Annotated in this window: 21 protein-coding genes; 20 read left to right on the forward strand and 1 reads right to left on the reverse strand. The window is 59.6% G+C overall.

Annotation, left to right across the window (positions count from 1 at the left end; genetic code table 11):
- From Q8K09_RS11615 to ispD, 11 genes are all read left to right on the forward strand, one after another.
- Positions 1 to 357 (forward strand): iron-sulfur cluster assembly accessory protein, encoded by a 357-nt coding sequence (locus tag Q8K09_RS11615; protein WP_305255130.1) that lies wholly within the window; start codon positions 1 to 3, stop codon positions 355 to 357.
- Between the two features lie 3 nt (positions 358 to 360).
- Positions 361 to 894: a putative Fe-S cluster assembly protein SufT gene (sufT, locus tag Q8K09_RS11620; RefSeq protein WP_305255131.1), complete on the forward strand. Its 534-nt coding sequence runs from the start codon at positions 361 to 363 to the stop codon at positions 892 to 894.
- 43 nt (positions 895 to 937) lie between these two features.
- Positions 938 to 1,360: a SufE family protein gene (locus tag Q8K09_RS11625; protein ID WP_305255132.1), complete on the forward strand. Its 423-nt coding sequence runs from the start codon at positions 938 to 940 to the stop codon at positions 1,358 to 1,360.
- Between the two features lie 420 nt (positions 1,361 to 1,780).
- The gene (gene dnaE / locus Q8K09_RS11630) at positions 1,781 to 5,299 is read left to right on the forward strand and encodes a DNA polymerase III subunit alpha (protein ID WP_305255133.1); all 3,519 of its coding nucleotides are present in this window, start codon (positions 1,781 to 1,783) and stop codon (positions 5,297 to 5,299) included.
- 185 nt (positions 5,300 to 5,484) lie between these two features.
- Entirely contained in the window at positions 5,485 to 6,435 is a 951-nt protein-coding gene (accA, locus tag Q8K09_RS11635; RefSeq protein ID WP_305255134.1) for an acetyl-CoA carboxylase carboxyl transferase subunit alpha, read from the forward strand.
- Positions 6,436 to 6,530: 95 nt separating this feature from the next.
- On the forward strand, positions 6,531 to 7,847 hold the full coding sequence (tilS, locus tag Q8K09_RS11640; protein ID WP_305255135.1) for a tRNA lysidine(34) synthetase TilS: 1,317 nt from the start codon (positions 6,531 to 6,533) through the stop codon (positions 7,845 to 7,847).
- 177 nt (positions 7,848 to 8,024) lie between these two features.
- Positions 8,025 to 9,656 carry a CTP synthase gene (locus Q8K09_RS11645; protein ID WP_305255136.1) on the forward strand — a complete coding sequence of 544 codons (1,632 nt, stop codon included), beginning with the start codon at positions 8,025 to 8,027 and terminating at the stop codon, positions 9,654 to 9,656.
- Positions 9,657 to 9,660: 4 nt separating this feature from the next.
- The gene (kdsA, locus tag Q8K09_RS11650) at positions 9,661 to 10,521 is read left to right on the forward strand and encodes a 3-deoxy-8-phosphooctulonate synthase (RefSeq protein ID WP_370869515.1); all 861 of its coding nucleotides are present in this window, start codon (positions 9,661 to 9,663) and stop codon (positions 10,519 to 10,521) included.
- Between the two features lie 145 nt (positions 10,522 to 10,666).
- Positions 10,667 to 11,956: a phosphopyruvate hydratase gene (gene eno, locus Q8K09_RS11655; protein ID WP_305255137.1), complete on the forward strand. Its 1,290-nt coding sequence runs from the start codon at positions 10,667 to 10,669 to the stop codon at positions 11,954 to 11,956.
- Positions 11,957 to 12,085: 129 nt separating this feature from the next.
- Positions 12,086 to 12,364, forward strand: a complete 279-nt coding sequence (gene ftsB, locus Q8K09_RS11660) for a cell division protein FtsB (RefSeq protein WP_305255138.1) — start codon at positions 12,086 to 12,088, stop codon at positions 12,362 to 12,364.
- A gap of 87 nt (positions 12,365 to 12,451) precedes the next feature.
- Positions 12,452 to 13,162, forward strand: coding sequence for a 2-C-methyl-D-erythritol 4-phosphate cytidylyltransferase (gene ispD, locus Q8K09_RS11665; RefSeq protein WP_305255139.1), 711 nt, complete (start codon positions 12,452 to 12,454; stop codon positions 13,160 to 13,162).
- 135 nt (positions 13,163 to 13,297) lie between these two features.
- Here the strand turns inward: ispD and Q8K09_RS11670 are convergent, their stop codons facing one another.
- Positions 13,298 to 14,188: a LysR substrate-binding domain-containing protein gene (locus Q8K09_RS11670; RefSeq protein WP_305255140.1), complete on the reverse strand. Its 891-nt coding sequence runs from the start codon at positions 14,186 to 14,188 to the stop codon at positions 13,298 to 13,300.
- Positions 14,189 to 14,354: 166 nt separating this feature from the next.
- Here Q8K09_RS11670 and Q8K09_RS11675 point away from each other — a divergent pair, with 166 nt between their 5' ends.
- The 9 genes from Q8K09_RS11675 to rpoS all read left to right on the forward strand — a co-directional run bounded on the left by Q8K09_RS11675 (position 14,355) and on the right by rpoS (position 22,397).
- A complete protein-coding gene (locus tag Q8K09_RS11675; RefSeq protein WP_305255141.1) occupies positions 14,355 to 15,467 on the forward strand; it encodes an S-(hydroxymethyl)glutathione dehydrogenase/class III alcohol dehydrogenase in 1,113 nt (370 codons plus the stop codon).
- A 41-nt stretch (positions 15,468 to 15,508) separates the two neighbouring features.
- A complete protein-coding gene (fghA, locus tag Q8K09_RS11680) occupies positions 15,509 to 16,351 on the forward strand; it encodes an S-formylglutathione hydrolase (RefSeq protein WP_305255142.1) in 843 nt (280 codons plus the stop codon).
- A 127-nt stretch (positions 16,352 to 16,478) separates the two neighbouring features.
- Complete coding sequence (gene ispF, locus Q8K09_RS11685) at positions 16,479 to 16,952, forward strand: 2-C-methyl-D-erythritol 2,4-cyclodiphosphate synthase (protein WP_305255143.1); 474 nt, start codon at positions 16,479 to 16,481, stop codon at positions 16,950 to 16,952.
- Positions 16,949 to 18,007 carry a tRNA pseudouridine(13) synthase TruD gene (gene truD / locus Q8K09_RS11690; RefSeq protein WP_305255144.1) on the forward strand — a complete coding sequence of 353 codons (1,059 nt, stop codon included), beginning with the start codon at positions 16,949 to 16,951 and terminating at the stop codon, positions 18,005 to 18,007. The genes ispF and truD overlap by 4 nt, the downstream gene beginning before the upstream one ends.
- On the forward strand, positions 17,995 to 18,744 hold the full coding sequence (gene surE / locus Q8K09_RS11695) for a 5'/3'-nucleotidase SurE (protein WP_305255145.1): 750 nt from the start codon (positions 17,995 to 17,997) through the stop codon (positions 18,742 to 18,744). The genes truD and surE overlap by 13 nt, the downstream gene beginning before the upstream one ends.
- 41 nt (positions 18,745 to 18,785) lie before the next feature.
- Entirely contained in the window at positions 18,786 to 19,421 is a 636-nt protein-coding gene (locus Q8K09_RS11700) for a protein-L-isoaspartate(D-aspartate) O-methyltransferase (RefSeq protein WP_305255189.1), read from the forward strand.
- A 26-nt stretch (positions 19,422 to 19,447) separates the two neighbouring features.
- The gene (locus Q8K09_RS11705) at positions 19,448 to 20,386 is read left to right on the forward strand and encodes a DUF368 domain-containing protein (RefSeq protein ID WP_305255146.1); all 939 of its coding nucleotides are present in this window, start codon (positions 19,448 to 19,450) and stop codon (positions 20,384 to 20,386) included.
- Between the two features lie 56 nt (positions 20,387 to 20,442).
- Positions 20,443 to 21,294: a peptidoglycan DD-metalloendopeptidase family protein gene (locus Q8K09_RS11710; protein WP_305255147.1), complete on the forward strand. Its 852-nt coding sequence runs from the start codon at positions 20,443 to 20,445 to the stop codon at positions 21,292 to 21,294.
- Between the two features lie 98 nt (positions 21,295 to 21,392).
- Positions 21,393 to 22,397, forward strand: a complete 1,005-nt coding sequence (gene rpoS, locus Q8K09_RS11715) for an RNA polymerase sigma factor RpoS (protein WP_305255148.1) — start codon at positions 21,393 to 21,395, stop codon at positions 22,395 to 22,397.
- Positions 22,398 to 23,180: the final 783 nt, after the last annotated feature.

A 23,180-nucleotide genomic window follows, 5' to 3' on the forward strand; every position in this document is an offset into this window, starting at 1 on the left:
ATGAGCGTTGAATCCTTCGATCCGAGCCTCCAGGTGGTCACCGTCACCCCGGCCGCCCTGCAACACCTGCGCCGTCAGTTGGGTAGTCAGGCGGGCAAGGCGGTGCGTGTCAGCGTGAAGAAAAGCGGCTGCACCGGTTTTATGTATGTGCTCGACATGGTCGAACAGGCCGGCGAGCATGACCTGCATTACCGTCTGGATGAGCAGATCGAGTTGCTCGTCGACCGCGACAGCTTGCCGGTGCTCTCCGGTACGCAAATTGATCTGGTCAGGGAAGGCGTCAATAACCAGATCAGGTTCATCAACCCTAACGTCAAAGACCAATGTGGTTGCGGCGAAAGCTTCAGTGTGAGTTAAAAAATGGAACGACGTATGGTGGTTGCGCAGGCCGATTGCCCTGGGCGCCGGGTCCCCGATGGCACACCGCTGACCATTCCTAAAGACACCTTTGTGACCATTACCCAGTCGCTGGGCGGTAACTACACGGTGACCTATAAAGGCCAGATGGTTCGGATTGATGGGACCGATGCGGCCAATATTGGTCTGGAGCCGGAACTGCTGAGTTTCCCCGCACCGACCGATGAGCTGATCCGTGAAGAGCAGGTCTGGGAAGCCTTGCGCACGGTATTCGACCCGGAAATTCCGGTGGATCTGGTCAACCTCGGGTTGATCTATGCGGTTGAAATCGATCAGCCTGCCAAGCGCGTTGATATCCGCATGACCCTGACGGCTCCGGCTTGTGGCATGGGTCCGGTGCTGGTCGGTGATGTCGAGTACCGGGTGCGCCTGGTGCCCAATGTCGCAACGGTCAAGGTCGAGCTGGTCTTCGATCCGGCCTGGAATCGCGAAATGATGAGCGAGGAAGCGCAGCTCGAAACCGGGATGTTCTTTTGAAGATGCCAGGGTTGCAGGCGTACAGTTTGCGAGGGTCAAGGGTATGAGTCAGTTCGGCACCCAGATCAGCAGTGATGACATTATCGAGACGCTGTCTTTTTTCGATGACTGGGAAGATCGCTACAAATACATCATCGACCTGGGCCGCGAGCTGCCGCCGCTGGATGCCGCCCAACGTACTGATGAGCATCTGGTGCGCGGCTGCCAGAGCCAGGTCTGGCTGGTCAGCCAGCAGCGCGACGATCTATTGTTCTTCGATGCGGACAGCGATGCTTTTATCGTCAAGGGTCTGTTGGCCGTGGTGTTGGCTGCCTATAACGGCAAGCGCCCGGCCGACATCCGTGATTTCGATATCGAGCAGTATTTCGAGCAGTTAAACCTGATCAAGCACCTGAGCGTCACCCGCGGCAATGGCCTGCGGGCCATGGTCCAGCGCATTCAGGCGACCGCCGTCGCGGCCCTCTAGCCGCGTGTCGAGGCTGACGCGCGGCTACAAAGCTGCGCGTAAACAGGCGCCGGTCGGGCCCGCTAGCTGCGTGGCCAGTTGGTCGCTGGCCAGGTCGCTACCCCCCTGCAGCACCTCATTTCCAGCGTCGAATCATTGCGCTCGCTGCGGTGCTTGTCGATATGGGGCAATTCCCTGTCAGTGTCGTAGAGCTCGCTGAGCTGCTGACGAATTCCTGTCAGGTTCAAGGGCGCTCGAAATAGCCAGTATTTGAACCCTGCCAGTTATCGCTGCGAATGGCCCGCGGTTGGCAGCCGGCGCAGTATGGGCTGGCGCTTTGCAGCTAACGCGCTGGCGTCTGCGGCTCTGCGCTTGCAGCTTGGCGCTGCGAAGGCTGTACAATCAGCGCCCTGCCGATTTTGTGTTTTGTATGGAACTGCCATGACTGCTTCGTTCGTCCACCTGCGTCTGCACACCGAATTCTCCCTGGTTGATGGTCTGGTGCGGGTCAAGCCGTTGATCAAGGCTGTGACGAGCGCAGGTATGCCGGCGGTGGCGGTCACCGACATGAGCAACATGTGCTCGCTGGTGAAGTTCTACAAGGCGGCCATGGGCGGCGGTATCAAACCCATCTGTGGGGCCGACATCTGGCTGGCCAGCGCTGACGAAGATGGTCCGCTTTCGCGCCTGACCTTGTTGGCCACCAATGCCAAGGGTTACCGCAATCTGACCGAGCTGGTCTCGCGCGGTTGGACCGAGGGGCAAAGCAACGATCAGGTGATTATTCAGCGTGACTGGGTCAAGGCCGCCGCTGAAGGCTTGATCGCGCTGTCCGGTTCCAAGGAAGGCGAAGTCGGCCACGCCCTGCTCAACGGCGAACCGGCCGAAGCCGAGGCGTTACTGCGTGAATGGCTCGAGGTGTTTCCCCAGCGCTTTTACTTGGAAGTGCAGCGCACCAATAGGGTCAACGACGAGGAGCATTTGCACCTGGCAGTCGCATTAGCCGCCAAGGTCGGGGCGTCACTGGTGGCGACCAACGATGTACGTTTCCTCAAACAGGATGATTTCGCCGCCCACGAGACCCGGGTGTGTATCGGTGAGGGCCGCAGCCTGGACGATCCGCGGCGTCTGCGCACTTACTCCGATCAGCAGTACCTGAAGACCCCGGAAGAAATGGCCGAGCTGTTCAGCGACTTGCCGGAGGCGCTGGAAAACACCGTGGAGATCGCCCGGCGCTGCAATATCGAAGTGCAGATGGGTAAATACTTCCTGCCCGATTTCCCGGTGCCGGCCGGCATGACCATGGACGAGTACTTTCGCAAGGTCTCCTTCGACGGTCTCGATGAACGCCTGGCCGTGCTGCTGCCCAAGGACACGCCGGACTACGACGCGAAGAAGCAGGTTTACATTGACCGGTTGAATTTCGAGCTGGATATCATCATCCAGATGGGCTTCCCCGGTTACTTCCTGATCGTAATGGACTTTATCAAGTGGGCGAAGAATAACGGCGTGCCGGTAGGCCCGGGCCGTGGGTCGGGTGCCGGCTCGCTGGTGGCTTATGTGCAGAAGATCACCGACCTCGATCCGCTGGCCTATGACTTGCTGTTTGAGCGCTTCCTCAATCCGGAACGGGTCTCCATGCCCGACTTCGACGTCGACTTCTGTATGGATGGCCGCGACCGGGTCATCGATTACGTGGCCGAGAAATACGGGCGCAATGCGGTCAGCCAGATCATCACCTTCGGCACCATGGCGGCCAAGGCGGTAGTGCGCGACGTGGCGCGGGCCCAGGGCAAGTCCTACGGCCTGGCGGATCGCCTGTCGAAGATGATTCCCTTCGAAGTCGGCATGACGTTGGAGAAGGCCTACGAGATGGAGGAGCCGCTGCGCGACTTCCTCAAGGTCGACGAAGATGCCCGGGAAATCTGGGAAATGTCGCGCAAGCTCGAGGGCATCACCCGTGGTACCGGCAAGCACGCCGGCGGGGTGGTCATCGCGCCGACCAAGCTCACTGACTTCTCGCCGATCGCTTGCGATGAAGAGGGCGGCGGCCTGGTCACTCAGTTCGACAAGGACGATGTGGAAACCGCGGGTCTGGTGAAGTTCGACTTCCTCGGCCTGCGCACCCTGACCATCATCAAATGGGCGATGGAGACGATCAATCGCGAGCAGGCCAAGCAGGGTCTGCCGGATCTGAACATCGACTTTATTCCGCTGGACGATAAGCCGACCTACCAGATGCTGCAGAAGGCCGAGACCACTGCGGTGTTCCAGCTCGAGTCGCGCGGCATGAAGGAGCTGATCAAGAAGCTCAAGCCGGACTGCCTGGAGGACATGATCGCGTTGGTGGCGTTGTTCCGTCCGGGGCCGTTGCAGTCGGGCATGGTGGATGACTTTATCAACCGCAAGCACGGTCGCGAACAGATTTCCTACCCGCATCAGGACTATCAATACGCGGGACTGGAACCGGTACTCAAGCCGACCTACGGCATCATCCTGTATCAGGAACAGGTGATGCAGATCGCCCAGGTGATGGCCGGTTACACCCTCGGTGGTGCGGACATGCTGCGCCGCGCCATGGGTAAGAAAAAGCCCGAAGAGATGGCCAAGCAGCGCGGCGGCTTTATCGAAGGCTGCACCAATAACGGCATTGATGCGAATCTGTCGGGTAACATCTTCGATCTGGTGGAGAAATTCGCCGGTTATGGCTTCAACAAGTCACACTCGGCGGCCTATGGGCTGCTCTCTTACCAGACGGCCTGGCTCAAGGCGCACCATTCGGCCGCCTTCATGGCCGCGGTGTTGTCGGCGGATATGCACAACACCGACAAGGTCGTGACCTTGATCGAGGAGTGCCGCAGCATGAAGCTGCGTCTCGATGCGCCAGATGTGAATATTTCCGAATTCAAATTCACGGTTACCGATGGCGGCTGGATCGTCTACGGCCTGGGGGCGATCAAGGGCGTCGGTGAGGGCCCAGTCGAGGCCATCGTCGAGTCGCGCAAAGAGGGTCCGTTCAAGGATCTGTTCGACTTCTGTTCGCGCGTCGACCTCAAACGCATCAACAAGCGCACCCTGGACGCGCTGATCCGTGGCGGTGCGCTGGATCGCCTGGGACCGTACTTCCATGAAGAAATAAAAGCCTACAAGGCCAATATCGATCGTAATCGTGGGGTGCTGCTGGCTGCGATGGAAGAGGCTGTACAGGCGGCTGAGCAGACTGCACGCAGCCATGACAGTGGTCATATGGACCTGTTCGGCGGGGTGTTCGCCGATACCGAGGCCGATGTCTATGTCAATCACCTGAAGGCCCGTGAGCTGTCGCTCAAGGAGCGCCTCAAGGGTGAGAAAGACACCCTCGGCCTGTACCTGACCGGGCACCCGATCGACGAGTATGAGGGCGAGGTGCGGCGTTTTGCCCGCCAACGGATCATCGATCTCAAGCCGGCGCGTGGTGATCAGACGATTGCCGGCCTGATCGTCAACTTGCGGGTGATGAAGAACAAGAAGGGCGACAAGATGGGGTTTATCACCCTGGACGACCGCTCGGGCCGAATCGAGGCATCGTTGTTCGCCGAAGCCTTTGCCAGCAATCAGGCACTGCTGCAGAGCGACGCGCTGGTGGTGGTCGAGGGCGAGGTGAGCAACGATGATTTTTCCGGCGGCCTGCGCTTGCGTGCCAAGCGGGTGATGAGTCTGGAAGAGGCGCGCACCGGGCTGGCCGATAGTCTGCGCCTGAAGATTTCCAGCAGTGCCTTGAAGGGCGACCGTCTGCGCTGGCTGGCCGATGTGTGCAAGCGCCATCGTGGCGCCTGTCCGATTACCCTGGAGTACACCGGTGAAGATGCGCGAGCCATGTTGCAGTTCGGCGAAGGCTGGAGAATCGACCCGGCGGACAGTCTGATTCAGACATTGCGTGACCAGTTCGGGCGAGACAACGTCTTTCTGCACTACCGCTGATTTGTGAGGCCTTGGCTTCATGCATTGGTTGCGGCACTTGTGGCGTGAATTGTCAGTGAATCACCGAGTTTTGCTGACTTTTATCCTCGCCCGGGTGTCGACCTGAATGCGCCTGTTCCTATAAGGTAGGCGCGAAATGGATACAGCTCCCCGGCCGCATGGCCGTCGACGCAAGACGGATGACTATGAACCCGAATTTTCTCGATTTCGAACAGCCGATCGCCGACCTGCAAGCCAAGATTGAAGAGCTTCGCCTGGTCGGTAACGACAACTCGCTGAACCTCGGCGATGAGATCGCCCGCCTGCAGGACAAGAGCAGCGCTCTGACCGAAAGCATTTTCGGTAACCTGAGCAGCTGGCAGATTGCCCAACTCGCCCGTCACCCGCGCCGGCCTTATACCCTGGATTACCTGCAGCATATTTTCACCGAGTTCGACGAGCTGCACGGTGATCGGCATTTCTCCGACGACCCGGCAATAGTTGGCGGCGTGGCGCGTCTGGACGGTGAGCCGGTGATGGTCATCGGCCACCAGAAGGGCCGTGACGTGCGTGAGAAGGTTCGCCGCAATTTCGGCATGCCGCGTCCGGAAGGCTACCGCAAAGCCTGTCGCCTGATGGAAATGGCCGAGCGCTTCAAGATGCCGATCCTGACCTTCATCGACACCCCGGGTGCCTACCCTGGGATCGACGCTGAAGAGCGCGGGCAGAGCGAGGCGATTGCCTGGAACCTGCGAGTCATGGCGCGTCTGAAAACCCCGATCATCGCCACCGTGATTGGTGAGGGTGGTTCCGGCGGTGCTTTGGCGATTGGCGTGTGCGATCAGTTGAATATGCTGCAGTACTCGACCTACGCGGTGATCTCGCCGGAAGGTTGCGCCTCGATTCTGTGGAAAACCGCAGACAAGGCCCCAGATGCCGCAGAGGCTATGGGTATTACGGCTGAGCGCTTGAAAGGCCTGGGCATTGTCGATCAGGTGATTGGTGAGCCATTGGGCGGTGCCCATCGTGATCCAGCAGCTGCGGCTGAATCGGTTCGTCAGGAACTGGCTGTGCAATTGGCCATGCTGCGTAAATTCGACACGGCCGAACTGCTGGCCCGTCGCTACGAGCGACTGATGAGCTACGGCATCGCCTGACGGCTGCGCTAGGATGGGTGAGTATTTCGCCTGTCCTGGGTCTGTGTTGGGGCGGGCGGATCGCCGCCTGTCCCGTCCAGCTTGAAAGTGTGGATATGTCACTCGAATCCCGCGTATTGAAAGCGTTGCTCCCCTGGCGCAATGCGCCGGCTTGGCGTATTGCGCTTTCCGGTGGCCTGGATTCAACTGTGCTGCTGCATCTCCTGGCCCGTCTCGCGCAACGCGAAACGTTACCGCCACTTTCCGCTATTCATATTCATCATGGCCTGCAAGCGCTTGCCGATAGCTGGCCGGCGGTTTGTCGTCGCTTGTGTGATGAGCTGGGTGTGCCGCTGCAGGTGGACTATGTGCAGGTGCAGCCGGGCGCCAGTATCGAGCGCGCTGCGCGGCAGGCACGCTATGCGGCTTTTAGTGCGCGGCTTGCTTCTGGTGAGGTTTTGCTGGCAGCGCAGCACCGCGATGATCAGGCTGAAACGTTGCTGTTTCGCCTGTTGCGCGGTGCTGGTGTACAGGGCCTGGCGGCGATGCCGTCGAGTCGTCCGCTAGGTGCCGGCTTTCTGCTGCGGCCGTTACTGCGGTGTTCTCGCGCCGAGTTGCAGGCCTATGCCGACGAGCACCAGCTGCGTTGGGTAGAGGACCCGTCGAATACCGATAGCCGCTTTTCGCGCAATTACCTGCGCCATGAGGTCTTGCCGCTTCTCACCAGGCGCTGGCCACAGGCGACGGCCAGTCTTGCCCGTGCCGCCGAGCACCTGGGCGAGGCAGGGCAGTTGCTCGATGAGTTGGCGCAGCAGGACCTGCAGGTGGCGCAGGCGCCTGGCGAGTTTTCCTGGCTCGCGCTGCCGAGCCTGGCACTGACACCGTTGTTGGGGTTGAGCGATGCCCGTCAACGCAACGCCTTGCGCTATTGGTTGCGCAGCCTGACCCCGATGCCGGACAGCGAACATTGGGCGGGCTGGCAGGCGCTGCGCGATGCGGCCGGCGACGCCGCCCCGATCTGGCGCTTGGCGGCAGGCGAGCTGCGTCGATCCGACCAACGGTTGTGGTGGCTCAGTGGTGACTGGTTGTGCGTGCCGCAAGCTCCTGCGGTTCGGCTCAGCCCGGGGTGCTGGTTACCCTTGGCAGGCAATGGTTATGCGCGCATCGATGGCCAGTTGCCTGACGGCGACTGGCGCTTGGCTTATCGCCAGGGCGGCGAGGAGATGAGTCTGCCCGGGCGCGGTCATCGCGATTTGAAGCGTTTGTTCAATGAGCGGCAGGTGCCGGTATTTGTCCGTCCGCGCCTGCCCTTGCTGCTGTGCAATGGCGAGTTGCGGGGTGTGGCCAATCTTCCTGGGCTGGATGGTTCCGGTGCCGGGCAGTGGCAGCTGAGTTGGCGGCCACCAATCAATGATCAAGGTTTGAGCTGCTAAGGGCTTTCCGGTAGACTACGCTCCCGTCTTACTAGAGCTTTTGCAGACCCCTTTTCGTCAAGAGAATGGAGTCGGCAACAGCTTGCCAATTACGGCTTGTTCGTGATTGTGGCTTCGGCCTTCCTTCGCTTTTCCCGGCGGCGCTGACCGCCTAAACGCAGACTTCTAGGGTTTTTCATGACGCGCTTCATCTTCGTCACGGGTGGTGTTGTTTCTTCATTGGGGAAAGGCATCGCCTCGGCTTCATTGGCGGCTATCCTGGAGGCGCGGGGCCTGAAGGTCACGATGCTCAAGCTGGATCCCTATATCAACGTCGATCCGGGCACCATGAGCCCGTTCCAGCACGGTGAGGTGTTCGTCACCCACGACGGTGCCGAGACCGACCTTGATTTGGGCCATTACGAGCGCTTCATTCGTACGACCATGACCCAGGACAACAACTTCACCACAGGCCGTGTTTACGAGCATGTGCTGCGCAAAGAGCGCCGTGGTGATTACCTGGGCGCGACCATTCAGGTCATCCCGCACATCACCGATGAGATCAAGCGCCGCATCATCAAGGGTGCAGGCGATGCTGACGTGGCAATGGTCGAGATCGGTGGCACGGTGGGCGACATCGAGTCGCAGCCGTTCCTCGAGGCCATCCGTCAGTTGCGCGTCGAAGTAGGTGCCAAGCGCGCCATGCTCATGCACTTGACCTTGGTGCCTTACATCGCCACAGCCGGCGAGACCAAGACCAAGCCTACCCAGCATTCGGTCAAGGAATTGCGCTCCATTGGCTTGCAGCCAGACGTGCTGATTTGCCGCTCCGACCATCCGGTTGATATCTCTTCGCGGCGCAAGATCGCGCTGTTCACCAACGTTGAAGAGCGTGCGGTTATTTCCCTTGAAGATGTCGATACCATTTATAAGATCCCGGGTGTGTTGCATGCCCAGGGCCTGGATGATTTTGTCATCGAGCGCTTCGGTCTGGAGTGTGGCGGTGCCGATCTGTCCGAGTGGGAGCGGGTGGTCGACGCCAAGCTGAATCCGGAGCACGAAGTCACCATCGCCATGGTCGGCAAGTACATGGAGCTTCTGGATGCCTACAAGTCGCTGATCGAAGCGATGAGTCATGCCGGCATCCAGAACCGCACCAAGGTCAACCTGCGTTATATCGACTCCGAAGACATCGAGAACAAAGGCACTGCACTGCTCGATGGTGTGGATGCCATCCTGGTGCCCGGCGGCTTTGGCCTGCGCGGCGTGGAAGGCAAGATCCAGACCGTGCAGTACGCCCGTGAGAACAAGATTCCCTACTTGGGTATTTGCCTCGGCATGCAGGTCGCGGTGATCGAGTTCGCCCGCAATGTATTGGGCTGGAGCGATGCCAACTCCACCGAGTTCGACACCGCCAGCACTCATCCGGTGGTGGGCTTGATCACCGAGTGGCAGGACGCAGACGGGGTCACCGAACAGCGCAGCAATGCCTCTGACCTGGGCGGCACCATGCGCCTAGGGGCGCAGGATTGCCAGTTGCTCAACGGCTCGCAAGTGCATCAGTGTTACGGCAAAGACGTAATCGTCGAGCGTCATCGCCATCGCTATGAAGTGAACAACAACTTGCTGCCGCAACTGACCGAGGCTGGCCTCAAGGTCACCGGTCGTTCCGCCGACGGCGCTCTGGTCGAAGTAGTGGAAGCGCCTGATCATCCATGGTTCGTTGCTTGCCAATTCCACCCCGAGTTCACCTCGACGCCGCGTGACGGTCACCCGTTGTTTAGTGGTTTCGTGAGTGCCGCACTGGCGCAACATGCGAAGAAGGCATAAGGACATGACCCAGAAGATCGTGAGTCAGAAGACCATCAAGGTCGGCGGCATCGAGATCGCCAATGACAAACCATTCGTATTGTTCGGCGGCATCAACGTCATCGAATCGCGCGACCTTGCCATGCGTGCGTGTGAAGAATATGTGCGGGTTACCGAGAAACTGGGTATTCCTTTCGTGTTCAAGGCCAGTTTCGATAAGGCCAACCGCTCGTCGATAAGCTCCTTCCGCGGCCCCGGCCTGGAAGAGGGCATGAAGATCTTCGAGGAAGTGAAGAAGACCTTTGGCGTGCCACTGATTACCGACGTCCACGAGCCGCAGCAGGCTGCTCCAGTGGCGCAGGTGTGCGACATCATCCAGTTGCCGGCGTTTCTCTCGCGGCAGACCGACCTGGTGGTGGCCATGGCCAAGACCGGTGCGGTGATCAATATCAAGAAAGCCCAGTTCCTCGCGCCCCACGAGATGAAGCATATCCTGGCCAAGTGCGTCGAGGCCGGCAACGATCAGTTGATCCTCTGCGAGCGGGGCAGCTCCTTTGGTTACAACAACCTGGTAGTGGACATGCTCGGCTTCGGCATCATGAAGCAGACCGGCTACCCGGTGTTCTTCGATGTCACCCATGCCCTGCAAATGCCGGGTGGGCGCGCCGATTCTGCCGGTGGCCGGCGTGCCCAGGTCACCGACCTGGCCAAGGCAGGCATGAGCCAGGGCCTGGCGGGCCTGTTCCTCGAAGCGCATCCGGATCCGGACAATGCCAAGTGCGATGGACCTTGTGCTTTGCGCCTGGACAAGCTGGAACCCTTCCTCACTCAGCTCAAGCAGCTGGATGATCTGATCAAGAGTTTTGCACCGATTGAAACTGCCTGAAACGGTAATTCTGCAGTAAAGTAAAAATTGTATACAATATCGTTTCAGTTTTGTTGCAGTTCTCGCATCTGAATACTCGCTGACGTGCTCTGGGTGTACAGCCCAGCGCCATCCTTCTCGTCAACTTTTTGGAGTGCTACACGTAATGGCAAAGATCGTCGACATCAAAGGCCGTGAGGTTCTCGACTCCCGTGGCAATCCGACTGTGGAAGCCGACGTGATTCTCGATAACGGTATCATCGGCAGCGCTTGCGCGCCGTCCGGTGCTTCCACCGGCTCGCGCGAGGCGCTGGAGCTGCGTGATGGCGACAAGAGCCGTTATATGGGCAAGGGCGTGCTCAAGGCTGTGGCCAACATCAATGGCCCTATCCGTGAGCTGTTGCTGGGCAAGGACCCAGTCGACCAGCAAGCCCTGGACCGCGCGATGATCGCCCTCGACGGTACCGAGAACAAAGCCACGCTAGGTGCCAACGCCATCCTCGCGGTGTCCCTGGCCGCTGCCAAGGCTGCTGCCCAGGACAACGATCTGCCGCTGTATGCGCACATTGCCAACCTCAATGGCACCCCAGGCGTCTACAGCATGCCGGTGCCGATGATGAACATCATCAACGGCGGTGAGCATGCCGACAACAATGTCGATATCCAGGAGTTCATGGTTCAGCCGGTTGGTGCCAAGACCTTCGCCGACGCCTTGCGTATGGGTACGGAGATCTTTCACCACCTCAAGGCCGTGCTCAAAGCCCGTGGCTTGAGCACCTCGGTAGGTGATGAAGGTGGTTTCGCGCCGAACCTGGCCTCCAATGAAGACGCCTTGGCAGCGATTGCCGAAGCTGTTGCCAACGCCGGTTACACGCTGGGCGATGACGTCACTTTGGCTCTGGATTGCGCTTCCAGCGAGTTCTTCGCTGATGGCAAATACGATTTGGCCGGTGAAGGCAAGGTCTTCGACGCCGCCGGTTTCAGCGATTATCTGGCCGGCCTGGCTGAGCGTTACCCGATCATCTCCATCGAAGACGGCATGGACGAGTCCGACTGGGCTGGCTGGAAAGTCCACACCGACAAGCTTGGCAGCAAGATGCAGTTGGTCGGCGACGATCTGTTCGTGACCAACACCAAGATCCTCAAGGAAGGCATCGACAAGGGTATCGCCAATTCGATCCTGATCAAATTCAACCAGATCGGCACTCTGACCGAGACCCTTGAAGCGATCCAGATGGCCAAGGCTGCCGGCTACAGCGTTGTGATTTCGCACCGTAGCGGCGAAACCGAAGACTCGACTATCGCCGACCTGGCTGTGGGCACTGCTGCCGGCCAGATCAAGACCGGCTCGCTGTGTCGCTCTGATCGGGTTTCCAAGTACAACCAACTGCTGCGCATCGAAGAGCAGTTGGCCGGCAAGGCGCCGTATCGCGGCCGTGCCGAATTCCGTGGCTGAGAAGATGTGAAAAACGCTCGCCTCTGCTGCTGCGGGCTTCGCTCGTGGCATTTTCGCTGAGTGGTCTAGTCATGGTAAAAGAGGGGCGGCGCGAGTCGCCCCTCTTTTCGTTCGGATGCTTTTACTGTCATGCGTAGCCCTTATTGGTTGTTGGTCGTCCTGATTCTGCTGCTAGTTGGCCTGCAGTATCGCTTGTGGGTGGGTGATGGCAGCCTGGCGCAGGTCACCGACCTGAAGCATCAAATTGCTAATCAGCAAGGTGAGAATCAGCGCCTGCTGGAGCGCAATCGCATTCTCGAGGCGGAAGTCATGGAGCTGAAAAAAGGTATGGAAACCGTCGAGGAGCGCGCTCGTCATGAGCTGGGCATGGTCAAAGAGGGCGAGACTCTTTACCAGCTAACCGAATGACAACCAGCTAACCGAATAACAACCAGCTAACCAAATGACAAACCAACTAACCGGACAACAACCAACTGGCCGAATGACAAGCCCTGAATGACTACCTCCGTATTGCCATATTTCTGGGCCTTGATCCCCGCTGCCGGGGTTGGCAGCCGCATGCGTGCCGACCGGCCCAAGCAGTATCTCGAGCTGGCTGGTAAAACCATTCTGGAACACAGCCTGGCCTGCGTTCTCGATCACCCGCAGTTGCATGGCGTGGTGGTCAGTCTGGCGCTCGACGATCCCTACTGGCCGACCCTGGCGTGTGCCCATGACCCGCGAATTGCGCGCGCCGAGGGTGGCCGTGAGCGTGCGGATTCGGTGCTCAATGGCTTGCAGCGCCTGAGCGGGCTGGGGGCGCAGGAGGGCGATTGGGTGCTGGTGCATGATGCGGCGCGGCCCAATTTGGCCCGCACGGATCTGGATTTGCTGCTCGCCGAACTGGCCGATGATCCGGTAGGTGGCCTGCTCGCGGTGCCGGCTCGCGACACCTTGAAACGTGCCGGGCCTGATGGGCGGGTGCTGGAAACCGTCGACCGTGCGCTTATCTGGCAAGCCTATACACCGCAGATGTTCCGTCTTGGCTTGCTGCGCCGCGCGTTGGCGCAGACGCTGGCTGCCGATGTAGCGATTACCGATGAGGCGTCGGCCGTTGAATGGCTCGGGCAGGCGCCGCGCCTGGTCGAGGGTCGCGCCGATAACCTGAAGATTACCCGCCCGGAAGACCTTGACTGGCTTCGCCAGCACTGGGCCGGGCGCCGCTAAACTCGAACGTAGATGGATAAGTTGAGCGCAGCTTCGTCGGGTGGGTTACGTACGCCGCGCCCCTTTGGCGTGATGTCGGATAATTGCTATATGCGGCTAACCCACCCGACGCTATAGCCTCCGTAGGCCGTTCCTTCACAGGCTGTATTCGCTGCGTTGCGCCAGTCCCTCCTTGAGAAAACCCACCAACTGACGGACCTTGGGCGACAGATGCCGTTGCTGGGGGTAGAGCGCCCAGACTGCGGTGTTGGGTGGCTGTTGGTTATCCAGCAGGGACACCAGGGCACCACTGCGCAAATGTTCCCGTACGTAGTAGTCCGGCAGCTGACACAGCCCCAGGCCGCGTAACGCCGCATCGAGTACCGCCTGACCGCTGTTGCAGCGCCAGTTGCCTTGCGCGCGGTGCGCGGTTTCCCGGCCATCGAGCTGAAAGCTCCAGGTATCGGAGCTGCCTACCAGGCAGTTGTGCCGGTCGAGCTCGGACAGGCTGTGCGGACGTCCGTAGTGCTGCAGATAGTCTGGCGCCGCGCACAGGTACATGCGCCGGGGCGCCAGGCGGGTGGCGATCAGTCGCGAGTCTTGCAGGCGGCCGAGGCGAATGGCCAGGTCCAGGCCTTCGTGAACCAGGTCCAGGTTGCGGTTGCTCAGTTCAATGTCTACGCGCAGTTGCGGGTGGCGCATCATGAAGTCCGTCACCAGGGGCACGATAAAGCGTTCGCCGTAGGCCACTGCACAGGTCATGCGCAGCAGGCCTTTGGGTTCACTGCCGAGGTCGCCGACCGCCCGCAGCGCTTCTTCGCGTGCATCCTGCAGGCGCTGGCAATGCTGCAGAAAGGTTTGCCCTGCCTCGGTCAGCGCCACGCGGCGCGTGCTGCGGTAGAACAGGCGGGTTTGCAGGCGTTCTTCCAGGCGGGCGACCTGGCGGCTGACCTGGGAGGAGGACAAGCCCAGGCGCTCGGCGGCGGCGGTGAATTGCCCGCACTCGGCGACCGCAACGAATTCATCCAGGCCTTCCCAGCGATTCATCATTCTGTTCCTTGTCGGAGCCAGCTCGCTGGCGATCAGCAGAGTCTATTCCGGCTCCGCCTGATTATCCCTGTATGGCAATAATGTTTTGCCATAATGCCGATTAATACTTCCTGAGAGGTGATCTACACTCTGTGCCACTGTTATATCCCGTCGGAGAGCGATCATGATCAAGTCACGTGCTGCGGTAGCCTTTGCCCCCAACCAACCGTTGCAAATTGTCGAAGTGGATGTCGAGGCGCCCAAGGCCGGTGAAGTATTGGTGCGCATTGTCGCTACGGGCGTGTGCCACACCGATGCCTACACCTTGTCCGGTGAAGATTCGGAAGGGGTCTTCCCCTGCATCCTTGGGCATGAAGGGGGCGGCATCGTCGAGGCGATAGGTGAGGGTGTGACTTCGCTGGCCATCGGTGATCATGTGATTCCGCTTTACACTGCCGAATGCCGCGAGTGTAAATTCTGCAAATCCGGTAAGACCAACCTCTGTCAGGCGGTGCGCACTACCCAAGGCAAAGGCCTGATGCCGGACGGCACCAGTCGCTTTTCCTATCAGGGTCAGCCGATCTACCACTATATGGGTTGCTCGACCTTCTCCGAATACACCGTATTGCCGGAAATTTCCCTGGCCAAGATTCCCAAGGATGCGCCGCTGGAAAAGGTCTGCTTGCTCGGCTGCGGCGTAACCACGGGGATCGGCGCGGTCTTGAATACTGCCAAGGTCGAGGAGGGCGCCAGTGTGGCGATCTTCGGCCTGGGCGGCATCGGCCTGGCAGCGATCATCGGCGCGAAGATGGCCAAGGCTGCGCGGATCATCGCTGTCGACATTAACCCGAGCAAGTTCGAGATTGCCCGGCAGCTGGGGGCGACCGATTGTGTAAACCCCAAGGATTTCGTCAAGCCGATCCAGGACGTGATCGTCGAAATGACCGATGGTGGGGTGGATTACAGCTTCGAGTGCGTCGGCAATGTGCAATTGATGCGCGCCGCGCTGGAGTGCTGTCACAAGGGTTGGGGTGAGTCGACCATTATCGGTGTAGCCGGTGCTGGTCAGGAGATCTCGACCCGGCCGTTCCAGCTGGTCACCGGGCGAGTCTGGCGCGGTTCGGCGTTCGGTGGGGTGAAAGGTCGTACCGAGCTGCCAAACTACGTGGAGAAGGCGAAGACGGGTGAAATCCCACTGGATACCTTCATTACCCACAACATGCCGCTGGACGATATCAACAAGGCGTTTGACTTGATGCACGAAGGCAAAAGCATCCGCACCGTCATTCACTTCTAATGATTTGTTGTGGTGCGCGCAGCGCACCCTACGGGGACGTTATGACGCTGGAAAATTTGTCTTGCCAGAAAAGCTTTGGCGGTTGGCACAAACGTTATCGGCACCGTTCGAGCACGCTCAATTGCGACATGGTGTTCGCGGTCTACCTGCCGCCGCAGGCCGAGCAGGGTGCCAGGTTGCCAGTGCTTTACTGGTTGAGCGGGCTGACCTGTAATGACGAAAACTTCATGCAGAAGGCCGGTGCACACCGCTTGGCTGCGGAGCTGGGCTTGATCATCGTGGCGCCGGACACCAGCCCGCGCGGGGCGGACGTGCCGGGCGACCCTGATGGCGCCTGGGATTTTGGTCTGGGTGCCGGCTTCTACCTGAATGCCACCCAAGAGCCCTGGGCGCGCAATTACCGCATGCACGACTACGTGGTGCAGGAGTTGCCGGCGTTAATCGAGGCCAATTTCCCGGTCTCGGCCAAGCGTGGCATCAGCGGCCATTCGATGGGCGGGCATGGCGCGCTGGTGTGTGCATTGCGCAATCCCGGTCGGTATCAGTCACTCTCGGCCTTTGCGCCGGTTGGCAATCCGTCAAACTGCCCGTGGGGCGAGAAGGCGTTTTCCCGCTACCTTGGTGACGATCGCTCGCGTTGGCGCGAATGGGATGCTTGCGCGCTCATCGCCGAAGCGACCGAGCGCCTGCCAATCCTGGTTGACCAGGGCGATCGCGATGATTTTCTCGAAGGCCAGCTGAAGCCGGACGCGCTGAAGAATGCAGCGCAAGCTGCGGGACATCCGCTGACCCTGCGCCTGCAGCCTGGCTATGACCACAGCTACTACTTCATCGCCAGCTTTATCGAGGATCACCTGCGCCACCACGCTCAAGCGCTGCAGTAGGATGTGGCAAGAGCAGCGTTTTGAGGCGGTGAAACGGGTGCGGGCCGATTGCCGGTGTGCACAGCGAACCCTACAGTCAGGCTCCTGCATGTAGAATCACTGCCAGACTTTTTCAGGGCGTTGTTTTATGCGTATTGGCCACGGCTATGATGTGCATCGTTTTACCGAGGGCGATTTTATTACCCTGGGTGGCGTGCAAATTCCTCACACGCTCGCATTGCTGGCTCACTCCGACGGCGATGTGCTGCTGCACGCGCTTGCCGATGCCTTACTCGGTGCTGCTGCACTGGGTGATATCGGCCAGCACTTCCCCGATACCGATCCGACCTTCAAGGGCGTCGACAGCCGTGTGCTGCTGCGCCATGTCTTGGGTTTGCTGCAAGCAAAAGGCTGGCAGGTGGCTAATGTCGACGCCACCATCGTCGCCCAGGCGCCGAAGATGGCGCCGCACATCGCGGCTATGCGCGTTCTGATCGCCGAAGATTTGCAGGTCTCGCTGGATCAGGTCAACGTCAAGGCGACCACCACCGAGAAGCTCGGCTTCACCGGTCGCGAAGAAGGTATCGCGGTGCATGCCGTCGCGCTGTTGGTGACCCGATGAACGAGCTCGAACTGCTTGGCCCACGCGGCCATGGTGAGCCGTGCGGTGCGGCAGTACTCAAGGCCGTGGCGGAAGACTTTCAGGTCGACGAGGTGCTGGATATCCCTCTGGCTGGCGAAGGTGAACACCTCTGGCTATGGGTAGAAAAACGTGGCTTGAATACCGAGGAAGCAGCCAAACGGATTGCCCGTGCCGCGGGTGTCTCGGTGCGCATGATCAGCTACGCCGGTCTCAAGGATCGCCAGGCGTTGACCCGCCAATGGTTCAGCCTGCACCTGCCGGGCAAGTCCGATCCGGTTCTGAGCGGTGCCGAGGACGCCAGCCTGCGTATCCTCAAGCAGGTGCGCCACTCGCGCAAACTGCAGCGTGGCGCGCACGCAGCCAACGGTTTCACGTTGCGTCTAACCCAGCTTGATGCGGATCGCGATGTGCTGGAACGGCGTTTGACGCAGATTGCTGCGCAAGGCATTCCCAACTACTTCGGTCTGCAGCGCTTTGGTTTCGAGGGCGGCAATATCGCCCATGCCCGGCATTTTGCCGAGCGCCAGAGCTTGCCCGAACAGCGTAACGTGCGTTCGCGCGTGCTCTCGGCAGCGCGCAGCTTGCTGTTCAATCGGGTGCTGGCTGCGCGGGTCGCTGCGGGTACCTGGAACCAGGCGCTGCCTGGTGATCTGCTGGCCTTTACCGACAGCCGCAGTTTTTTCCTTGCCGCAGAGGCGGAGTGCAGCGACCCGCGCCTGGCGATTCTCGACCTGCACCCGACCGGACCTTTGTGGGGCGCGGGCACCTCAACGGCCGCTGGAGTCGCCCAAAGCATGGAGCAAAAGATCGCCGAGGACGAACGTGCACTGGTCGACTGGTTGGCAGAAGCGGGCATGACGCACGAACGGCGTATCCTGCGCCTCCCCATTGGCGGTTTGACGTGGCATTATCCCGAGCCTGACATTCTGCAACTGGAATTCGTCCTGCCGGCTGGATGCTTTGCCACCGTCTTGGTGCGTGAGCTTGTCGACCTGTTGCCTGCAGGGCAGACGGACAACCCATGCGTATTCTGATTTCCAACGATGACGGCGTTGCCGCGCCGGGCCTTGCCGCACTGCATGCTGCTCTGGCCGATTATGCCGAGTGTGCGGTGATCGCACCCGATCAGGACAGGAGTGGCGCCAGTAGTTCGCTGACCCTCGACCGTCCGCTGCACCCTTGCACCTTGCCCAATGGTTTTATCAGCCTTAACGGCACGCCTACCGATTGTGTGCACTTGGGCTTGAACGGGCTGCTGCCGCATGTGGCTGATCTGGTGGTGGCCGGTATCAACCTGGGCGCCAACCTCGGTGATGACGTGCTCTATTCCGGCACGGTAGCGGCGGCTTTGGAAGGCCGCTTTCTGGCGCGTCCGGCATTCGCGTTTTCGCTGCTGTCGCGGCAACCAGATAATCTGGCGACTGCCGCCTACTTCGCGCGCAAGCTGGTTGAGGCTCATGAGCAGCTGGATTTACCGCCGCGCACTGTGCTCAACGTGAATATCCCCAACCTGCCGCTGGAGCATATCAGGGGTATCCAGCTGACTCGCCTGGGCCATCGCGCCCGTGCGGCCGCGCCGGTCAAGGTGATCAATCCGCGCGGAAAGGAAGGCTACTGGATTTCGGTCGCTGGCGATGCCGAGGACGGCGGGCCCGGTACGGATTTCCATGCAGTGATGCAGGGTTTTGTCTCCGTTACGCCTTTGCAGTTGGATCGTACCTTTCAGGACGGTCTCAGCAGCCTGCAACCTTGGCTGGAGGGACTGCTCTGATGAGAAGTGAGCAAGACGAGCTGCTTCATCGCGGCATCGGCATGACCTCGCAGCGTACGCGTGAGCGGCTGATTCAGCGGCTGTACGAGGAGGGCTTGTCCAATGCCCGGGTGCTGGAGGCGATCCGCCGCACGCCGCGCCACCTGTTCGTCGATGAGGCTCTGGCCCACCGCGCTTACGAAGACACCGCACTGCCGATCGGCCACAACCAGACCATCTCGCAGCCTTATATGGTTGCGCGTATGAGTGAGTTGCTGCTGGGCGCCGGTCCCCTGGATAAGGTGCTGGAAATTGGCACCGGCTCCGGTTACCAGACGGCGATTCTCGCTCAACTGGTCGAGCGGGTTTTTAGCGTCGAACGCATTCAAAACCTGCAGGATCGTGCCAAAGAGCGCATGAGCGAACTGAACCTGCGCAATGTGGTGTTCCGCTGGGGTGATGGTTGGGAGGGCTGGCCGGCATTGGCGCCCTACAACGGCATTATCGTCACCGCCGCTGCCAGCGAAGTGCCTCAGGCCTTGCTTGACCAACTGGCACCCGGTGGGCGCTTGGTGATCCCTGTTGGTGCTGGCGATGAACAAGAGCTACTGCTGATTGTCCGTGAAGAGCAGGGTTTTGCCAGGCATACACTGGACTCAGTGCGTTTCGTCCCCTTGCTCAATGGCCCCTTGGCCTGATTTTTATCGTTTTCCTGGAAGGATCCATGAACAAACATATCCTGCTCTTCGCCAAAGGCATTGCCATGGGCGCAGCCGATGTCGTGCCTGGCGTTTCCGGCGGTACCGTCGCCTTTATCAGTGGTATCTACGATGAGTTGCTGCGCTCGATAGCCAGTGTGCCTGCCGCTCTCGGCATGCTCTTGCGTGGTCGTGTGCTTGCCGCGTGGCAGGCTGCCAATGCGACTTTCCTGTTGGTTCTGTTGGCGGGCATTCTGACCAGCGTGCTCAGTTTGGCGCGGGTGATCACCTTCTTGCTGGAGGAGCACCCGATCCCCGTATGGTCGTTCTTCTTTGGCTTGATCCTGGTGTCGGCGCATCTGGTTGCGCGTGAAATCCAGCGCTGGAACTGGAGCCGCTTTGTCAGTTTCGTCATTGGAACAGCTTTTGCCTACTGGATCACGGTGGCCTCGCCGGTGCAGTGGGGGACAGACTCGCTGAGTATTTTCTTTGCCGGTTCGATTGCCATCTGCGCGATGATCCTGCCGGGTATTTCCGGTAGCTTCATCCTCTTGTTGCTTGGCCTGTATCCTTTCATTCTCGGCGCAGTGAAGGGCTTGGATATCAATGTGCTGATGCTGTTTGCCAGCGGTTGCCTGGTTGGTATCGTCAGCTTCGCCGGGCTGCTGCGTTGGCTGTTGGTGCGCTGGCGTGACTTGACCCTGGCGTTGTTGACGGGGTTGATGCTGGGTTCGCTGAACAAGCTCTGGCCGTGGAAAGAAACCCTGACCTGGCAAGCGGACAGCCATGGGCAGCAGGTGCCATTGCTGCAGACCAATCTCTTGCCGGGGCGTTTTGCCGAAGTCAGCGGGCAGGATCCACAGCTACTATTGGCAATTCTTTTGGCTTTGGGCGGGATACTGCTGGTGCTCGGCCTGGAGTGGCTGGCTGGCCGCCGTCAGCAAAGCACTGGCTGCGCCGAATAATTGCGGCACAATACGCGCCATTCAGCAGCCGCCACTAGCCACAGAGGGAGATACGGGTGAGTTTCACTGCCATTCAATCGCGAATATGCAGGCGCGGTGCTCGGAGCCTGTTGGGGGCTCTTGTTACTGCTGCGCTGCTGGCCGGCTGTGTAAGTACGCAATCGGGAGGCGTGCAGGTCGTCGATCGGGATAATCGGGGCGGCGCGGTACAGCAACGTCAACCGGTAACCAGCGGCCAATATGTTGTGCGGCGCGGTGACACCCTCTACTCGATTGCTTTTCGCTTCGGTTGGGACTGGAAAGCCTTGGCTGCGCGCAACGGCATTGCTGCGCCTTACCTGATTCGGGTTGGTCAGGCGATTCGCTTCGACGGCCGTCAGTCTGGATCTGGCGCTGTTGTGGCCGTCGCGCCTGCAGTCAATCGACCCGCTTCCGTCGCTCGTCCGATTGCCCCCGCAGCGCGGCCACAGGCCCAGGTATCCGCGCCAATCAAGGCCACTCCGGCAACTACGCCAGTGCAGTCGGTTCAGCGCTCAGCGTCCGGCTGGGCTTGGCCTACTAACGGTGTGGTAATCGGCCGATTTTCCTCAAACGGCAGTTTGAATAAAGGAATTGATATCGCTGGTGATTTGGGACAGCCTGTTTTGGCTGCGTCTGATGGGTCAGTGGTGTACGCCGGGAGTGGTTTACGGGGCTACGGTGAGTTGGTCATCATCAAGCATAGCGATACCTATGTAAGCGCCTATGGGCATAACCGTAGGCTGTTGGTTCAGGAGGGACAACAGGTCAAAGTTGGGCAATCAATTGCCGAAATGGGCTCCACGGGAGCTGACCGGGTGAAGCTTCACTTTGAAATTCGCCGTCAGGGTAAACCCGTAGATCCGTTGCAATACTTGCCACGTCTTTGATCTGTCGCCCGTCTGTTCCATGACATGGGAGGGACGGGCTCAGGTGTTGCCGAGGTGCCACCCGAGCTTGCTGTCGAACTCAGCAAGGGACAACAATAATGGCACTCAATCCAAAAGAAGCGCCGGAGTTTGACGTCGACGATGAAATGCTCTTGATGGAGCCGGGCATCGTACTGACAGATACACCGAATAAGCAGGCAGAAACGCCAGTCACGCGTAGCAAAGCCAAGCAGTCCGGCACTAAGCAGCACAAATATATTGATTACACCCGCGCGCTAGACGCCACTCAGTTGTATCTCAACGAAATCGGTTTTTCCCCCCTGCTTAGCCCTGAAGAGGAAGTTTTTTTCGCGCGGCTGGCGCAGAAAGGCGATCCGGCTGGGCGTAAGCGCATGATCGAAAGCAACCTGCGTCTTGTCGTGAAAATTGCTCGGCGCTACGTCAATCGTGGCTTATCGCTGCTCGACCTGATTGAAGAGGGTAACCTCGGCTTGATCCGGGCAGTCGAGAAGTTCGACCCGGAACGCGGTTTCCGCTTCTCGACTTACGCGACCTGGTGGATCCGCCAGACCATCGAGCGGGCGATCATGAACCAGACGCGCACCATTCGTTTACCGATCCATGTGGTCAAAGAACTCAATGTCTACCTGCGAGCGGCGCGTGAGCTAACCCAGAAGCTTGACCATGAGCCTTCGGCGGAAGAAATTGCCAATCTGCTGGAAAAGCCAGTGGGTGAGGTAAAGCGCATGCTCGGCTTGAATGAGCGGGTTTCTTCGGTAGATGTGTCCCTTGGTCCAGATTCTGACAAGACTCTACTCGATACGCTGACCGATGATCGGCCGACTGATCCGTGCGAATTACTGCAAGACGACGACCTCTCACAAAGCATCGATCAATGGCTGTCCGAGTTGACCGACAAGCAGCGCGAAGTGGTGATCCGGCGCTTTGGTCTGCGCGGCCACGAGAGCTGCACTCTGGAGGAGGTTGGTCAGGAAATTGGCCTGACCCGTGAGCGAGTCAGGCAGATTCAGGTTGAGGCGTTGAAGCGTTTGCGCGAGATTTTTGAAAAAAACGGCCTGTCGAGTGACTCCCTTTTTCACTAACGGCTAACGGCTAACGGCTAACGGCAGCGCAAAGCCCGAACCGATTCCCATTGTGGTCTCTTGAACGGGGCCGCGTTGTGATGCATTTGAGGGCGCCGTCCCAGCCTGCGGCTGATGGGTAATGCGCGCGAAACTGCCGCGCAACTCATCGTGTTGCGTTGTGTGAGTTGAATTGCGCAGTAGCAGCTGGCAATCCCCTGACAGGTTAAGTTGCAACTTGTCCTCCCTCGCGTGTCTGGCAGACAGTTGTCTGCTTTGCTATGCGCGCCCCCGCAGCCGCTTCGATTCACGCCTGTGGCCGGTACTTGGCACATATTCCTTTTGGCTTCGTCCCTGTTTCGGCTACGGCAATCGTGGCCGTATGAATGATCCCTTCCAGCTGAGGATGTTTTCCTCTGTCAATGCCTGCCGCGACCCACCAGCGGTTGGTGCACAGGTCTGCGCTGAAATCCGAAATGTTCATCATCGAGTTTGCTCGACAAGGCTGCGCCCGCTGCCTGCAGCACCTGGCGGACTTGTCACTCCGTCACGATGCGGGTTGATTTCTGCAAGCAGCGGATTGACGGCCGAGTAACAAGGGATGCCGCGGCAGCTAGATGATTATCATTGTTATGATATAACATGTGTTTTGCTTTGGCCGGGTGTGGCAAGCCAGCGCGTAACAATGCACCTGGCATTTACCTGGTCTGAATTGCTCCGTGACACCAAGCCTGGCCGTCGCTATTCACAAAAGCGGGCGTAGGCGGTTACAGGGTCGCCACAACTCCGGCGGTTCCTCCAGGC

This window comes from Pseudomonas sp., assembly GCF_030683065.1.
GTDB lineage: Bacteria > Pseudomonadota > Gammaproteobacteria > Pseudomonadales > Pseudomonadaceae > Aquipseudomonas.

What these genes read in the sequence shown, in the direction of transcription:
- Q8K09_RS11615 (WP_305255130.1), top strand. Translation starts at nt 1, where the DNA reads ATGAGCGTTGAATCCTTCGATCCGAGCCTCCAGGTGGTCACCGTCACC.
- sufT (WP_305255131.1), top strand. Translation starts at nt 361, where the DNA reads ATGGAACGACGTATGGTGGTTGCGCAGGCCGATTGCCCTGGGCGCCGG.
- Q8K09_RS11625 (WP_305255132.1), top strand. Translation starts at nt 938, where the DNA reads ATGAGTCAGTTCGGCACCCAGATCAGCAGTGATGACATTATCGAGACG.
- dnaE (WP_305255133.1), top strand. Translation starts at nt 1,781, where the DNA reads ATGACTGCTTCGTTCGTCCACCTGCGTCTGCACACCGAATTCTCCCTG.
- accA (WP_305255134.1), top strand. Translation starts at nt 5,485, where the DNA reads ATGAACCCGAATTTTCTCGATTTCGAACAGCCGATCGCCGACCTGCAA.
- tilS (WP_305255135.1), top strand. Translation starts at nt 6,531, where the DNA reads ATGTCACTCGAATCCCGCGTATTGAAAGCGTTGCTCCCCTGGCGCAAT.
- Q8K09_RS11645 (WP_305255136.1), top strand. Translation starts at nt 8,025, where the DNA reads ATGACGCGCTTCATCTTCGTCACGGGTGGTGTTGTTTCTTCATTGGGG.
- kdsA (WP_370869515.1), top strand. Translation starts at nt 9,661, where the DNA reads ATGACCCAGAAGATCGTGAGTCAGAAGACCATCAAGGTCGGCGGCATC.
- eno (WP_305255137.1), top strand. Translation starts at nt 10,667, where the DNA reads ATGGCAAAGATCGTCGACATCAAAGGCCGTGAGGTTCTCGACTCCCGT.
- ftsB (WP_305255138.1), top strand. Translation starts at nt 12,086, where the DNA reads ATGCGTAGCCCTTATTGGTTGTTGGTCGTCCTGATTCTGCTGCTAGTT.
- ispD (WP_305255139.1), top strand. Translation starts at nt 12,452, where the DNA reads ATGACTACCTCCGTATTGCCATATTTCTGGGCCTTGATCCCCGCTGCC.
- Q8K09_RS11670 (WP_305255140.1), bottom strand. Translation starts at nt 14,188, where the DNA reads ATGAATCGCTGGGAAGGCCTGGATGAATTCGTTGCGGTCGCCGAGTGC.
- Q8K09_RS11675 (WP_305255141.1), top strand. Translation starts at nt 14,355, where the DNA reads ATGATCAAGTCACGTGCTGCGGTAGCCTTTGCCCCCAACCAACCGTTG.
- fghA (WP_305255142.1), top strand. Translation starts at nt 15,509, where the DNA reads ATGACGCTGGAAAATTTGTCTTGCCAGAAAAGCTTTGGCGGTTGGCAC.
- ispF (WP_305255143.1), top strand. Translation starts at nt 16,479, where the DNA reads ATGCGTATTGGCCACGGCTATGATGTGCATCGTTTTACCGAGGGCGAT.
- truD (WP_305255144.1), top strand. Translation starts at nt 16,949, where the DNA reads ATGAACGAGCTCGAACTGCTTGGCCCACGCGGCCATGGTGAGCCGTGC.
- surE (WP_305255145.1), top strand. Translation starts at nt 17,995, where the DNA reads ATGCGTATTCTGATTTCCAACGATGACGGCGTTGCCGCGCCGGGCCTT.
- Q8K09_RS11700 (WP_305255189.1), top strand. Translation starts at nt 18,786, where the DNA reads ATGACCTCGCAGCGTACGCGTGAGCGGCTGATTCAGCGGCTGTACGAG.
- Q8K09_RS11705 (WP_305255146.1), top strand. Translation starts at nt 19,448, where the DNA reads ATGAACAAACATATCCTGCTCTTCGCCAAAGGCATTGCCATGGGCGCA.
- rpoS (WP_305255148.1), top strand. Translation starts at nt 21,393, where the DNA reads ATGGCACTCAATCCAAAAGAAGCGCCGGAGTTTGACGTCGACGATGAA.